The following is a 13946-nucleotide window of genomic DNA, read 5'->3' as shown; positions in this document are numbered from 1 at the left end:
TGGCTTGCTGCCGCAGGGCGGGCCAAAACAAGTGGGGACAGAGCTCGCCGGGTACGGCGCGGTCTGTCCCACAAGGTCATAAGAATCGCATCAGAGTAATCTTGCCCTCAGCCACCGGCTGGGCAAACTTACTTGCGCATGAGCGTTGATTTGCCAAACAGCGACTCAATCAAGTCCACCGCCACCTTGGCGGTCTTGTTTTGCAAGTCCAGTGCGGGGTTGAGTTCCATCACATCCAGCGAGGCCATGAAGCCGGTGTCGGCAATCATTTCCATGCACAGCTGGGCTTCGCGGTAGCTGGGGCCGCCGGGCACGGTGGTGCCGACGCCGGGGGCGATATCGGGGTCGAGGAAGTCGACGTCGAAGCTGACGTGCAGATGGGTGTTGGCGTCCAGCGTGGCCAGGGCCAGTTCCATCGCGTGGCGCATGCCCATCTCGTCGATGTAGCGCATGTCGAAGACTTCCAGCTCTTGCTCATGCACAAAGCGCTTCTCGCCCGCGTCGACGCTGCGGATGCCGATCTGGCGCACCCACTTCGGGCTGATCGCCGGCACCTGGCCGCCGATCTCGATCAGCTGCTGCGGGCCAAAGCCGCACAGGCAGGAGACGGGCATGCCGTGGATATTGCCGCTGGGCGTCAGTTCGCTGGTGTTGAAGTCAGCGTGCGCGTCCAGCCACAAGATGCGCAGCTTCTTGCCAACTTCGCGGCAGTGCTTGGCCACGGCGCTGATGGAGCCGATTCCCAGGCAATGGTCGCCGCCCAACAAGATGGGCATGCGGCCGAGCTTCAGTTCGGCGTAAACGGCGTCGTGCACCGACTGGTTCCAGGCCGTCACTTCGTTCAGGTGGCGGTAGCCGTCAACAGGCGGCAGCCAGGGGTTGGCGGGGCCGAGCAGATTGCCGCGGTCGGCCACTTCGACGCCATGGCTTTGCAACGCTGCGGCCAGGTCGGCCACGCGCAGGGCTTCGGGGCCCATGCTGGCGCCGCGCGCGCCGGCGCCGATGTCGGTGGGCGCGCCGATCAGGGATACGGATCTGAGGGTGGTCATGCGAATTCCTTGCAGGGGAGTGGTGGGCGGAGGGGCGTTTGACCTCAGCCGGCCGATGTCGTCAGGCCAGCAGTCTATCGCCCCGGCAGGCGATCGACTTGGCGCGGGCGATCAGACCCCGTCGCCACCCACGGGCATGGGATCGAGGTCATAGGTCGACTCCAGCAGCGCCCAGGCTTCTTCGGCGGTTTCGACGAAGTGGAACAACTTCTCGTCGCCCGCCGTGATCATGCCGGTTTCGATCAAGAGTTCGAAGTTGATCAGCCGGGTCCAGAAATCGCGGCCGAACAAAAGAATGGGGCGGCGCCGGCATTTGCCGGTCTGGATCAGTGTCATGGTCTCGAACAACTCATCCAGCGTGCCGAAGCCGCCGGGGAAGCAAACCAGGGCCACCGAGCGCATCAGGAAATGCATCTTGCGCAGCGCGAAGTAGTGGAAGCGGAAGCACAGCTCCGGCGTGATGTAGGGGTTGGGAACCTGCTCATGCGGCAGCACGATGTTCAGGCCTATGCTTTTGCCGCCCGCATCGTAGGCGCCGCGATTGCCGGCTTCCATGATGCCGGGGCCGCCGCCGGTGACGATGTAGATCGGGTCGGCCCGCTCCACCGAGGCGCGGGTGACGATATTGGCAAAGCGGCGCGCTTCTTCGTAGTAGTCGCTCATGCGCAGCTGTTGCTCGGCACGCTTGAGCGTGGCGGCATCGGCCTGGGTGCTTTGGGCCTGCTCCAGCGCGCGCTGGGCGTCCTCACGCGACTTGATGCGGGCGCTGCCGAAAATCACGATGGTGCTTTTGATGCCTTGCTCGTGCTGCACCAGTTCGGGCTTGAGCAACTCCAGCTGCATGCGCACCGGGCGCAGATCGTCGCGCAGCAGGAATTCGCTGTCGTCAAAGGCGAGGCGGTAGGCGCTTTCCGGTCCGTCGTAATTGGGCAAGGGCCGGGTGGCTTGAACTTCTTCTTTGGCGCTGGGGAAGTTGCGCAGGGTAAGGTCTTTGCGTTTGTTCATGTTGCTAGTTTCGCAGGCTTGGGCGCAGCCCTTGCTGCGCGCGAATAGGCGTTTTGTCGCTCAGTTTTGCCTGGACTTGGCGCAAACCGGGCAGTTGGGGTCGGGTCGCACTTCAATCTCTGTCCACTCCATGCGGCGCGCGTCCAGCATTTGCAGACGCCGGCTCAGCGGCGTGGGCAGACCGATCAGCTGCTTGAGTGCTTCAGCCGCTTGCATGCTGCCGATGATGCCGACCAGCGGCGCGAACACACCCATGGTGGCGCAGCGCACTTCATCGACCGCGCTCTCTGGTGGGAACAGGCAGGCGTAGCAGGGCGAATCGGCCTGCCGGCTGTTGAATAGGCTCACTTGTCCGTCGAAGCCAATCGCCGCGCCCGAGGCGAGCGGCTTGCCGTGATTGACGCAGGCGGAGTTGATGGCTTGGCGGGTGGCGAAGTTGTCGCAGCAGTCCAGCACGATATCGGCCTGCGCCACCAACTCGTCCAGCAGGGCGGCGTCAGCGCGTTGTTGGAGGGGTCGCACCCGCACATCGGCATTGATGGCAGCCAGGCTTTGCCGCATGGATTCGACCTTGGGCAGGCCGACGCGGGCGCTGGCGTGGGCGATCTGGCGCTGCAGATTGGTCAGGTCCACCGTGTCGTCATCAACCAGGGTCAGCTCACCCACACCGGCCGAGGCCAGATAAAGCGCCACCGGCGATCCCAAGCCGCCGGCACCAATGATCAAGGCCTTGGCGGCCAGCAGGCGGGTTTGGCCTTCGATGCCAATATCGTCCAGCAGGATGTGGCGGGAATAGCGCAGCAGTTGTTCGTCGTTCATGGGCGCCAGCATATCGCCCCGGCGCCATGAAAAAAGCCCGCTAGGTCAGCGGGCTTCTCTGTTTGCGAGTGCTTGTGTGCGCTTTACTCGACCGGCTTGGCTTCGGCCTTGCGCTCAATAGCGGTCTTGGACACGATCACCGATTCACCCTTGAGCTTGTTGAGCGCCTGGGTCAGCGGGAAGTCTTGTGCCGAGCCGAACTCCGGCAGTGGCTTGGGCGGCTCCATCTTCTTGGCGTACTCGGCCTCGAGCTTTTGGCGCGCTTCTTCGCGGGCAGTTTCGCGGGCCTTGTCGGCGGCTTCGTTCTTGGCGGGATCGTCCTTGCCGGCGTTCAGGTGCTTTTCCAGGTCGGCTTCACGCATGCGCAGTGCGGCGAAGACATTGCCCTCGGCCGTTTCGTCCAACATGATGTCGGGCACGATGCCTTTGGCCTGAATGCTGCGGCCGCTGGGCGTGTAGTAGCGCGCAGTGGTGATCTTCAGAGCGGTTTCTGGGCCGAGCTGACGCACGGTTTGCACCGAGCCCTTGCCGAAGGTTTGCGCGCCCATGATGACGGCACGCTTGTGATCTTGCAGGGCGCCGGCCACGATTTCGCTGGCCGAAGCCGAGCCTTCATTCACCAGCACCACCAGCGGCACCTTCTTCAGCGCGGCCGGCAGCTTGCGCAGCGGATCAGCGCCACCGCGACGGACATAGGACTCGGGGTTGGCCTTGAGGCTGCTCTTGGACTCGGGAATCTGGCCATTGGTGCTGACCACTTCCACATCACGTGGCAGGAAGGCGGCGGAGATTGCCACCGAGGCGTCCAACAGGCCGCCCGGGTCATTGCGCAGGTCCAGCACCAGGCCCTTCAAATTGGGCTCGGCCTTGTAGATTTCTTCGAGCTTTTTGACGAAGTCGTCCACCGTGCTCTCTTGGAACTGGCTGACGCGCAACCAGGCGTAGCCCGGCTCCATGATCTTGTAGCGCACGCTCTGGGCGTGGATTTCTTCGCGCGTGATCGTTACGGGGAAGGTACGGTTCTCGTTCTTGCGGTAGATGGTCAGCTGAACCTTGGTGTTGAGCTCACCGCGCATGCGCTTGACGGCGGCGTCGAGCGTGAGGCCGCGCACGGCGGTGTCGTCGATCTTGCTGATCAGGTCACCGCTCTTGAGGCCGGCGCGGAAAGCGGGTGAGCCTTCAATCGGCGAGACGATCTTGACCAGACCGTCTTCCATGCCGATCTCGATGCCAACGCCGACGAACTTGCCGGTTGAGCCTTCGCGGAATTCTTTGAAGTTTTTCTTGTCAAAAAACTGCGAATGCGGATCCAGCCCGGAAACCATGCCGGCGATCGCATCGTTGATGAGTTTCTTTTCGTCGACCGGCTCCACATAGTCGGACTTGACCATGCCGAACACGGCGGCGAGTTGCTGCAGCTCTTCCAGTGGCAGGGGCGACAGGCTGCTGCGCGCGTTGGCCTGGAATTGCATCGTGGTCAGCGCGCCAGCAACGGCGCCTACAGCGACCCAGCCGGCTACTTTCAATTTGGCACCCATGATGCGAGCGATTCCTTCTTTGGCAGGACTTACGCAAAACCGACTTCGCGGCGTTCAAGCAGGGCGCCGGACAGACGGGCTGTATTTGGCGCTTTGCTTGACTGAATCAAGCCAGACCGAATCAATTTTGCGTAAGCCCCAGATGAGAGCGAAAAAAGACGATGTTTGCAGGCGCGTGGCCCCAAAGATTTGCACTTCAAGTATAGGCCCCGCGCTTCTACGCGCAGAGGGCAGACACCCCTATTTGACGGTGCAATTCGGCGTTTTCAAGCGAAGTTTTGGCCAGCAGTGCCAGGTTTAACGCTTCTTTACGCGGCCGGAAAGGTCACCACATGGTCGACGTTGACGCGAATGCCAATCCACTCGCCCACATGATGGTCGTGGTGCGAGGGCACATGGGCCATTAGCCGCTCGCCGCTGGCCAGGCGCAGGGTGTAGAGAAAGTCGGCGCCACGGAAGATCTTGCGTTCGATCTGCGCCTGCACCGGGGCTAGGTCGTCGTGGATGATGTCGTCGGCGCGCAGCAGCACATCGCAGCGCCCGCCGGGGTAGGCGCTGGCCAGCGCGCAGGCCTCGGCGTCGATCAGCGCGCCCACGGGGGTCTGCACCTCGGGGCCGTTGGCGCCCACGACGATGTGGCCGGGGGTGAAGACGCCGTGGCCGATGAAGTCGGCCACAAAGCGCGTGGCCGGGCGGTGGTAGACGGTGTAGGCCGCGTCCCATTGCTCCAACTGACCCTGGTGCATCACGCCCACCACATCGCCGATGGCAAAGGCCTCGGCTTGGTCGTGGGTGACGAAGAGAGCGGTGGTGCCGCTGCGGTTCAGAATGCCGCGCAACTCTTGCGACAAATGCTCGCGCAAGTCCACGTCGAGGCTGGAGAAGGGCTCGTCCAGCAGCAGCAAGCGCGGCGCCGGCGCCAGGGCGCGGGCCAGTGCCACCCGTTGCTGCTGGCCGCCCGAAAGCTGGTGCGGTGCCCGTTTGGCGGCGTGGGCCAGGCCCACCAAGTCCAGCACTTCTTGAATTCGCTCGGCGCGCTGGGGGCGGGCCAGGTGGCGCAGGCCGAAGCCGACGTTGTCGGCCACCGAAAGGTGGGGGAACAAGGCGTAGTCCTGAAACACCATGCCGATGCGGCGTGCCTCAGGGGCCATGTGCAGGCCCTGGCTGGCATCGGCCAGGGTTTCGCCCGCGATGCTGATGCGGCCGGTTTCCAGCCGTTCCAGCCCGGCGATGCAGCGCAGCAGCGAGGTCTTGCCGCAGCCCGAGGGGCCAATCAGCACGCCGATTTGGCCGGTGGTCAGGCTCAGGCTGAGTTGTTGAACGGCTTGCGCGCCGGTGCCGGCGCGAGCGGTGGTGGCTGCGGTAGCGGCCGAATGCCCCGGGTAGCGCAGCCCGACGCGGTCAAGAGCTAGAAACATGGGCCGTATGATAGCGGGCTATCGCAAATGCGCATTGTTCGCGTTTGTTTGTTTTGTTTGACGAAGCGCATGCTGCGACTGATTACCCTTATTTGCCTGACGCTGGCGCTGCCGGTGCTGGGCGTTCTTGGCTCTTGGCTGGCGTTGGACGCGGCCGCTTGGGCCCTGCTTCAACATCAGCTCAGCACCGTGCTGGCGGGCTACGCCTGGGCCTCCTTGCTGCTGTGCTTGGGCGTGGGCGCCGGGGTGCTGATGCTGGGCGGGGCCACGGCGGTGGCGGTGAGCTTGTTTGATTTCCCGGGGCGGCGGGTCTTTGAGTGGGCTTTGCTCTTGCCCATGGCCATGCCGGCTTATGTGGCGGCCTATGCCTATACCGACGCCTTGCAATACAGCGGCATGCTGCAAACCATGTTGCGCGACTGGACCGGCCTGCAAGGCGCCCTGTGGCCCGATGTGCGCAGCCTGCCGGGCGCCATCGTTCTATTCGTGCTCTGCCTCTACCCCTACGTCTATCTGCTGACGCGCACCGCCTTGGCCGAGCGCGCTGTCGGCCTGATGGAAACGGCCCGCTTGCTCGGCGCGGGCAGTTGGCGGCGGGTGCGTGAGGTGGCATTGCCGCTGGCGCGTCCGGCCCTGGCTGCGGGCTTGGCGTTGGCCTTGATGGAAACCTTGGCGGATTACGGCGTCGGCGCCTATTTCGGCCTGACGACCTTCACCACCGGCATCTACAAAGCCTGGCTGGTGATGAATGACCGCATGGCGGCGGCCCAGCTTGCCTCGGTGCTGCTCTTGGTGGTGGGTGCCTTGTTGTGGCTGGAGCGGCGCTCGCAAGCCCGCCTGCGTTTCGGGGCCAGCCGCAGCGGCGCCCAGCACGCGGCCGAGGCCCGCGCCATGCACCTGCGCGGCGCTGCAGCGGCCGGCGCCGTTTTGCTGTGCGCCTTGCCGATCTTGCTGGGCTTTGTGTTCCCGCTGCTGGCCTTGCTCAAACTGATGTGGCTGGAGGCGCGCTACGGCGAATTCGGCCTGCCGCTGCTGCGCTTTGTCGATTGGTCGCTGACCAGCTTGAAGCTGGCCGGCATTGCCTCGCTGCTGGCCGTGAGTCTGGCCCTGGCCTTGGCCTTTGCCACCCGCATCGGTGGCGGTGGCCCGCTGCTGAAGGGTGCCACCCGCGTGGTGGCCTTGGGCTACGCCGTGCCCGGCGCGGTGATCGCCGTGGGCATCTTGCTACCCCTGGGTTGGTTGCAGACCCATGCGCCGGAGCTGGGCCTAACCTCCATCGTGACCGGCACCATCACCGGCCTGATCTATGCCTACCTGGTGCGCTTCTCCGGCGTGGCCTTGCAATCCATCGAGTCGGGCTATTCGCGCATCTCGCCCAATGTGGACGAAACCGCCCGCCTGCTGGGCGCCAGCCGGGCCCGCCTGCTGATTGAGCTGCATGCCCCGCTGCTGGCCCGTTCTGCTCTGGCCGCCGCCTTGCTGGTGTTTGTGGATGTGATGAAGGAGCTGCCCGCCACCCTGGTGCTGCGGCCCTTCAATAGCGACACCTTGGCGGTGGTGGCTTATCAGCTGGCCCGCGATGAGCGCCTGGGCGAGGCTGCACTGCCTTCCTTGGCCATCGTGCTGGTGGGGCTGGTGCCGGTGGTGATGCTGTCTCGGGCGCTGCGCAAGCGCTGACGAAAGCCGGCCAATCCGCCGCTACCATCTGCGCTCCATGATTTTGGCCGGGGGGCAGGTTTGATTAGGCAAGATATCCAAGCTTTGCGCGGCGTGGCTGTGCTGCTGGTCGTGTTCTATCACCTCGGCTTAGGGGGTGTCAGCGGCGGCTATCTCGGCGTTGATGTGTTCTTTGTCCTCTCGGGCTACCTGATTACTGGCTTGGTTGCGAACGGGATCACGCGCGGTGATTTCAGCTTAAAGGCCTTCTATTGGCGCAGAGCCAAGCGGCTTTTGCCCGCAGCCTATTTGACGATTCTTGTGACAGCCTTGTTAGCTCCCTGGTTCCTGAATCAGCTGGAGCTCAAAGACTTTGCCCTGCAGGTGGTTGGAGCCGTGAGCTTCACAGCCAACATTTTTTTGTGGCAGCAGACGGACTACTTTCAGGGTGCGGCCGACCTCAAGCCATTGCTGCACACCTGGTCGCTGTCGATAGAAGAGCAGTACTACATGCTGCTGCCGGCCGCCTTGTTACTGCTGCGCCGCTCCAACTGGTTGCCCGTTATGTTGGTGGCGACAGCGGTCAGCCTGGGTCTGTGCTTTGCCGGGGCCGAACTCAAACCCATTGCCACCTTCTATCTTTTGCCTACCCGTGCCTGGGAAATGCTGCTGGGCTCGGTAGGCGCTTTGTGGGTGCACCGACAGTCATCGGCCGGGCAGATCGCCAATCTGCCTGTGATGCGCTTGCTGTTCTACCCTAGCCTGATGGTGCTTTGCCTGCTGCCATTCTTCCCCTTAGGCCGCCAGCACCCGGGACTCTCCGCTGTGTTGATTTGCACTGCAACGTTGCTGATTGTTCTGCGTCAGCATGCGGGGCTTGAGAAATTGCGCGTCACGGCAGCCTTGGCCAAAGTGGGGGATTTCTCATATTCGCTTTACCTCGTTCACTGGCCCCTGATTGCGTTACTGAAGAATGCCTGGGTGGGGGCGGATCGGCAGCTGCCCCTGGGCTTGCGCCTTGCGGTCTTGCTGCTTTCATTTGTCAGCGCCTACCTGCTTTACCGATTTGTAGAAAACCCGTTTCGGCATGCGCGTGTTAATCCCAACCCCAAGCTCATATTGAAGGCGGTGCTGGTTTCGGTGGTGCTGATGACGCTTGCGCCCTTGGCACTTTGGTTGCGCCAGGATTCCACCGACTATCTCTCCTTGCGTCGAGTCAACCAGGGCCTGGATGAGCGCTGTGACTTCGCCGAGCGATTCACCGCAAAGCCGGAATGTGTCAGTGGCCCGCAGCCGAAAATTTTGGTTTGGGGCGACTCATATGCCATGCACTTGGTGCCCGGCTTGGCCGCCCAAGCTCAGCAGGGCAATCTCGTTCAGGCGACTCGAAGCGCATGTGGACCCATCCTGGGCTTGGGGCCACAGCGCTTGGTCAACGTCTCGCCAGGCCCTGTTTATGACCAGGCCTGGGCCCTGCGCTGCGTTGAATTCAATCAGTCGGTGCTGGACTTTATTCGGCGCAATCAAACGATCGAAACTGTGGTGATGTCTAGCCCTTTGGCCAGCTACACCGATGCCTTGAACTGGCGTTTGCTCGTTGGCGATGGCGCGGGGGCGAGCAGCGAAATGCCGTCTCAGAAGCTGGTGTTGCAAGCTTTGCTTCAAACCGTGGCCGCCTTGCGCGACGCGGGCAAGAAAGTCGTGTTTTTTGCCCCACCGCCGACGGCTGGCTTTGACATCGGCGCCTGCTTGGAGCGTCAGGAATCCGGACGGGTTGCGCTGGGCGGGGTGGATGGCTGCAGCGTCCCTGTGGCGACATATCAGAAAGACAGGGCTGAAGTGCTGGCCTTGTTGAGTGCGGCTGAAGCCGCCGGCCTTCCGGTGATCCGTATGGATCCATTCCTTTGCTCAGCCACCAACTGCCAAACCTTGAAAGACGGCATATTGATCTACCGGGACGGCGGGCACCTGTCCCACGCTGGCTCTAAGTATCTGGCCACCCAGATGGATTGGGCCCGACTGATCTTGGACAAGGCCAAGTGAAACTTGGTCCCTCCGACAGGAATCGAACCTGTATTTGCCGCTTAGGAGGCGGCCGTTCTATCCATTGAACTACGGAGAGACAGTCCCTGTGCCGCGTGGCTCAGGGCGGGCCGGATTCTCGCATGAGTTCGGCCACGTTCATTGGCGTGATCACTCCCACTTCCACTGCCAGATCAGGTCGAGCGCGTTCTCATCGCCCGATTGGGCGCGCAGGGTGAAGCGCTGTGCTGCCCGGTAAATCAACTGCCAGACGCCGGTGGTGGCATTGAGCCCGCGCTCGTAGCCCACATACCAGCGCTCCGACAAATTCTTACCTACCCGCACCACGGTGCCTTTGAAGTCGCTGCCCTTGCCGTCGAAAGACAGCTCATCCAGACCCACGGTCTTCATCACCTTGGTGGTGACGCCTTCGCCGTCGCCGGCCAGCAGGGCCAGGGCGGCGCTTTGCAGCATGGCGGCGTCGTTGCCCTCCACCTGATCGGGCGCACGGCCCAGCAGCAACCAAGAGAGCTTGGCGCTGTCGGCCATCTCGGGGTCGGAATAAAGCTTGATGCGCGGCGACTGCGCGGTGCCGGTCACCGTCACGCCGACTTGCACATCGTCATTGGCACTGCTGTTGAGCTTGTTGGGCCGCAGGGCCAGCACGTCCAGGCGCGGGTTGTCCGGCGTGCCGGTGAAGGTGATCAGGCCTTTTTCGACCGTGAGCTTTTGGCCATAGGCGTCGAAGCTGCCCTTGACCGCCTTGATCTGGCCGTTCAGCGCGGGGCCGCTGGCGGCTTGGGTCAGCACCAGCTTGCCGGCCAGCAAAGTGTCGAGGCCGTGGCCGCGCACACGCAGCTTTTGCCCCAGGTCGATGTCGAGCTTGACCTTGACGTTGCGTTTGGTCGAGGCCTTGTCGGCGACCTGGGGGGCGGCCTTGGCCGGGCGGCGCACCTTCACATCGTCATCCAATTCGGGCGCGTTATTGCGGGAGAAATCGAACAGGCCTTCCTCCACATCCAGCTGGCCGGTCAAATCGAAAGACTTGGGGTCGGTCAGCATCTGCAACTGGCCGTTGACAGACAGGCGCCGGTCCACCCGGCGCAGCAGCGCGAACTTGTTCGCTTTGACCTGCAACTCGGCATGCGGCTTGGCGCCCAGCTGCATGAGGCCGACGGCGCTCAACTCGCCGCCACCGGCGCGCAGCTTGAAGGTTTCCAGCTGGGCCTTGCCGCCGCTCAGCGTCAGGCGTAACTCGCCTTCGTTGACGTCCACGCCCAGCAAGGGGTTGCGCAGCGACAGCTTCTCGGCGCTGGCCAGGCCAGTGATCTCAGGCGCCCCTAAGCGCCCGCCGAAACTGGCGCTGGCCAAGAAGCTGCCGCCGACGCGCCAACCGGCAGGCAGCAAAGCGCCCCAGGTGTTGAGATTGGTCACCTGAGCTTCCAGCACGCCTTGCAGCTGCGAGTTGGGGCCGGGCCAAAGCTGGCCATCCGTGTTGCGCGCCGTCAGCGCCCCAGCTAGCGCGCCGCCGGGCACGCTGGCCGCCGCCTGCGTCAAATGCCACAAGCCCGGGCTGCCGATCAGGCCGACCCGCAGATCGGTGAGCTGCAGCATTTGTGTGCCGTTGTCGTCGGTGACGCTGAGGTCGCCGCGGCTGCGCTCCAGCGCGATGTCCACCTGCAGCTTAGGGTGGCTGCTGATGCGGGCATAGCCGGCCACCACCAAGTCGCCGCCCCAGCCGAAGTCGGGCTGCCAGCGCGCCAGCAGGGGCGCCACCGCCAGCGGTTCGATGTTCAGGTCGAGCGCGATCTGCTGCTCGCCGGCCCAACTCATTTGCTGCCAGCGCAGGCCGGCGCCCAGCAGGTCCAGGCGGCCGGGTTTGAGTTCGGCCTGCTTGAGCTGGCCCAGCGCCGCGAAGCTGACTTGGCCGCTTAAGTTTTGGGCTTGCAGCCAGGGCGCTAGCGCGCTGTCTTGCGGCCGGGCCAGCAGCTTGCCGCCGCTGAATTGCCAGCGCCCGCCCTCACGCCAGAGCTTGAGCGGTGCGGTGTCCAGGCCGGCTTGCAATTCCAGCTTGATCGGGCCGCGGGCGATCAGGTTCTTGGGCTGGTCGGGCGGGATCAGGGCCGCCGGCACTTTGCCCTCGACGCTGCCGTCCAGCAGCAGGCTGTGCTGCGCCCAAGTGCCCTTGAGTTGCAGGCTGGCCTGCGGCAGAGCGAAGCCCTGGCTGGAAAATTTTTGCAGGCTAAGCTGGGCCGATTGCGGCTGCGTCAAGCCGCTGCTGAGTGCCCATTGCAGCTGCGCGCCGCCCAGCTCGGTCAGGCCCGCGGCATCGCCTTGCGGGCCGGTGATGTTTTGCAATTGCAGGCCGCTGCCGCGCAAATCGGCCTCAGTGCGCCAGGCCCAGGCTGGGGCGGCTGACTTGGTGGACTTGGCATTGCTACTGCCGGGTTCGGGTTGCAGTTGCAGGCTCATTTGGCCTTGCAGACTGCCACTCAGCTTGGCGCCTGGCAGGAAACTGGCCAGCAAGGCCTGTGCGGAATTCAGCTGGCTGGCGTTGATATTGAGCCTGGCCTGCAGCTGCTCCGCCGCGGACAGGCTGGCTTCGCCGCGCAGCTGATTCGGGCCGGCTTGCAGCTCCAGCATGGCCTTGGGCATGCCCGCAGCTTGGCGCTCGTAGTTCAACAAACCGCTCAGAACGGTTCCGCCCGGATTGCTCGTTAGCACTTGCAAGGCCGCCGTGCCTTGCGGCGCCATTTGCAGCGGGCCGGCCTTGGTGGTACTGGGGCCGGCCTGCAAATTGGCGTCGAGTTTGAGGTCCAGGGCTTGCGCTTTTTGTTGCCAGGCACTGCCGGGCAGGCCAGCCACAAAGCGGCGCAGATCCGGGGCGTAGCCCTTGGCTTGCGTCTTGAGCTGCCAGCCTTGCTGCAGGCTGAAGGCCTGCTTGAGCTTGAGTTCGCCGCTGCCTGTCAGTTCACTCAAACCCACTTTGAGTGCGAAGTTGGGCAGCGTGACCATTTGGCGGCTCAGCTGAGCCTGCAGTTGAAGACTCAGCGGCAGATTGGGCTCGGCCAATGGCTTGCGGACCAGCCATTGGCCGTTCAGCTGGGCGTTCAGATTGAGCTGTGGGTCGGCGCCGGTCTGATTCAGTTGATTGATGGCCTGGCGGGTGCTCAGCTCGATGCGGCCATTGGCCTGCAAGCCTTGCAAGCGCGTGTCCAGCCCTTCGCCGCGCAGTTGTTCCAGTGCGATGGCAAGCTTGACGCCTTGGGCCGCACTGCTGCTGCCGACCAGGTTCAGGCGCCCGGCTGGCTGGCTGGCGCTGCCCAGCGCCAAGTCCAGGGTTTTGATTTGCAAAGCCGCCGGGTCGGCGGGCTGGAAGCTCAGGTCCAGCTTGAGGCTGCGCAGCGGCAGCAGGGCCTGGTTCCAGGTGCCGGCTGCGGCATTGCTGAGTTGGGCCTGAACGGCCAGGGTTTGCGCTGCCTTGGCATCGCCAGCGTCCTGGGCGCGGAGGGTGGCCGAGCCCGTCAGCGCGGTGCGTGGCACGCCGGACAGCAGGGCCGCCAGATCCAAAGATTTGGCGTCCAGCTGCAAAGACTGCAGCGGCCAAGCGGCGAAGGCTTGCACCTGCGCGTTGGCCTGCAGTTGCTGGGCTTGCGCGCTCAGCTGGCCCTGCAGTTGGAACTGCTGCAGCGGGCCTTTGGCCACCACTTGCGCGCTCCAGGCCGGTAGGCCGTCCTCGGTGGCCGCTGCTTGCAGTTGCAACTGCGCGTCCAGCGGCAGCGTGCCCTGGCTGCCCAGGTTCAGTTTGCCGGAGGCCTGCATCAAGTCCCAGGCCAGGTGGTGCAAGGTGAGCTGGTGTTGCTGACCTTGAGCCGCGCTCAAATCCAGGCTGGCGCGCAAATCGCGCAGAGGCTTGTCGCCCAGCTCCGGGCTGTGAATGCTGCCAATGCTCAGCTCGCGCACATGCAGGCCTAGGGGGCTGAGCAGGGAGGTCGGCACTTGTGTGGGCTCGGTGCTGGGGGCCAGGGCTAGCGTGAGGCGCTCGACATGCAGGCGCTGCAAGTTGATGTCGGCCCACAGCGCGGGGCTGCGGTTCCAGGCCAGCTGCAGGCCTTGCCAGTGCAAGCCTTGCAATTCGATCTGATCACTGCCGCCGGGCAGGGTGTAGCGCAAGCTCTTGGCCGAAAACTCACCGCTCAAGCTGCCTTGCACTTGCTCAACAGCAAGACCTGGCACCAGATTCAGCAGTTGCTGTGTGCCGGGCTCGGTGGCCACCGCCCACCAGCCGGTGATGCCGACCGCGCACAGCAGTACCGGCAGGGCCAGCATGCCGGGCAAGAGGGCGCGGCTGCGTGGCTTCTTGGCCTTGATCGGCGCCGGCGCCGGGGCGGGTGCCTGGGCTTGGCCTTGCGCTTGGGGTTCGGGGGTCTCGTTCATGC

At 64.0% G+C, this 13946-nt stretch carries 8 protein-coding genes and 1 tRNA gene; 2 read left to right on the top strand and 7 right to left on the bottom strand.

The window, feature by feature from the left end; genetic code table 11:
* Positions 1 to 128 precede the first annotated feature (128 nt).
* The 5 genes from rocF to AABB87_RS19620 all read right to left on the bottom strand — a co-directional run bounded on the left by rocF (position 129) and on the right by AABB87_RS19620 (position 5829).
* Positions 129 to 1049 (bottom strand): arginase, encoded by a 921-nt coding sequence (rocF, locus tag AABB87_RS19640; RefSeq protein ID WP_341972983.1) that lies wholly within the window; start codon positions 1047 to 1049, stop codon positions 129 to 131.
* Between the two features lie 111 nt (positions 1050 to 1160).
* On the bottom strand, positions 1161 to 2054 hold the full coding sequence (locus tag AABB87_RS19635) for an LOG family protein (RefSeq protein WP_341972982.1): 894 nt from the start codon (positions 2052 to 2054) through the stop codon (positions 1161 to 1163).
* A gap of 60 nt (positions 2055 to 2114) precedes the next feature.
* On the bottom strand, positions 2115 to 2873 hold the full coding sequence (locus tag AABB87_RS19630) for a HesA/MoeB/ThiF family protein (protein WP_341972981.1): 759 nt from the start codon (positions 2871 to 2873) through the stop codon (positions 2115 to 2117).
* Between the two features lie 83 nt (positions 2874 to 2956).
* A complete protein-coding gene (locus AABB87_RS19625; protein WP_341972980.1) occupies positions 2957 to 4411 on the bottom strand; it encodes a S41 family peptidase in 1455 nt (484 codons plus the stop codon).
* Positions 4412 to 4719: 308 nt separating this feature from the next.
* Complete coding sequence (locus tag AABB87_RS19620) at positions 4720 to 5829, bottom strand: ABC transporter ATP-binding protein (RefSeq protein ID WP_341972979.1); 1110 nt, start codon at positions 5827 to 5829, stop codon at positions 4720 to 4722.
* A 69-nt stretch (positions 5830 to 5898) separates the two neighbouring features.
* Here AABB87_RS19620 and AABB87_RS19615 point away from each other — a divergent pair, with 69 nt between their 5' ends.
* Positions 5899 to 7506: an ABC transporter permease gene (locus tag AABB87_RS19615; protein ID WP_341972978.1), complete on the top strand. Its 1608-nt coding sequence runs from the start codon at positions 5899 to 5901 to the stop codon at positions 7504 to 7506.
* Positions 7507 to 7566: 60 nt separating this feature from the next.
* The gene (locus AABB87_RS19610; RefSeq protein ID WP_341972977.1) at positions 7567 to 9528 is read left to right on the top strand and encodes an acyltransferase family protein; all 1962 of its coding nucleotides are present in this window, start codon (positions 7567 to 7569) and stop codon (positions 9526 to 9528) included.
* Between the two features lie 4 nt (positions 9529 to 9532).
* On the opposite strand, the gene AABB87_RS19605 is transcribed toward AABB87_RS19610, so the two are convergent.
* Positions 9533 to 9607: transfer RNA gene (locus tag AABB87_RS19605), tRNA-Arg, on the bottom strand.
* A 71-nt stretch (positions 9608 to 9678) separates the two neighbouring features.
* Positions 9679 to 13944 carry a translocation/assembly module TamB domain-containing protein gene (locus AABB87_RS19600; protein WP_341972976.1) on the bottom strand — a complete coding sequence of 1422 codons (4266 nt, stop codon included), beginning with the start codon at positions 13942 to 13944 and terminating at the stop codon, positions 9679 to 9681.
* Positions 13945 to 13946: the final 2 nt, after the last annotated feature.

This window comes from Roseateles sp. PN1, from assembly GCF_038419725.1.
GTDB lineage: Bacteria > Pseudomonadota > Gammaproteobacteria > Burkholderiales > Burkholderiaceae_C > Paucibacter_A.
Note: the sequence above shows the minus strand (reverse complement) of the source record. Positions and strands in the feature narration are given on the sequence as shown.

Coding starts and splice junctions, on each gene's coding strand:
- AABB87_RS19635 (WP_341972982.1), bottom strand. CDS start 2,054: ATGAACAAACGCAAAGACCTTACCCTGCGCAACTTCCCCAGCGCCAAA.
- AABB87_RS19600 (WP_341972976.1), bottom strand. CDS start 13,944: ATGAACGAGACCCCCGAACCCCAAGCGCAAGGCCAAGCCCAGGCACCC.
- rocF (WP_341972983.1), bottom strand. CDS start 1,049: ATGACCACCCTCAGATCCGTATCCCTGATCGGCGCGCCCACCGACATC.
- AABB87_RS19625 (WP_341972980.1), bottom strand. CDS start 4,411: ATGGGTGCCAAATTGAAAGTAGCCGGCTGGGTCGCTGTAGGCGCCGTT.
- AABB87_RS19615 (WP_341972978.1), top strand. CDS start 5,899: ATGCTGCGACTGATTACCCTTATTTGCCTGACGCTGGCGCTGCCGGTG.
- AABB87_RS19620 (WP_341972979.1), bottom strand. CDS start 5,829: ATGTTTCTAGCTCTTGACCGCGTCGGGCTGCGCTACCCGGGGCATTCG.
- AABB87_RS19630 (WP_341972981.1), bottom strand. CDS start 2,873: ATGAACGACGAACAACTGCTGCGCTATTCCCGCCACATCCTGCTGGAC.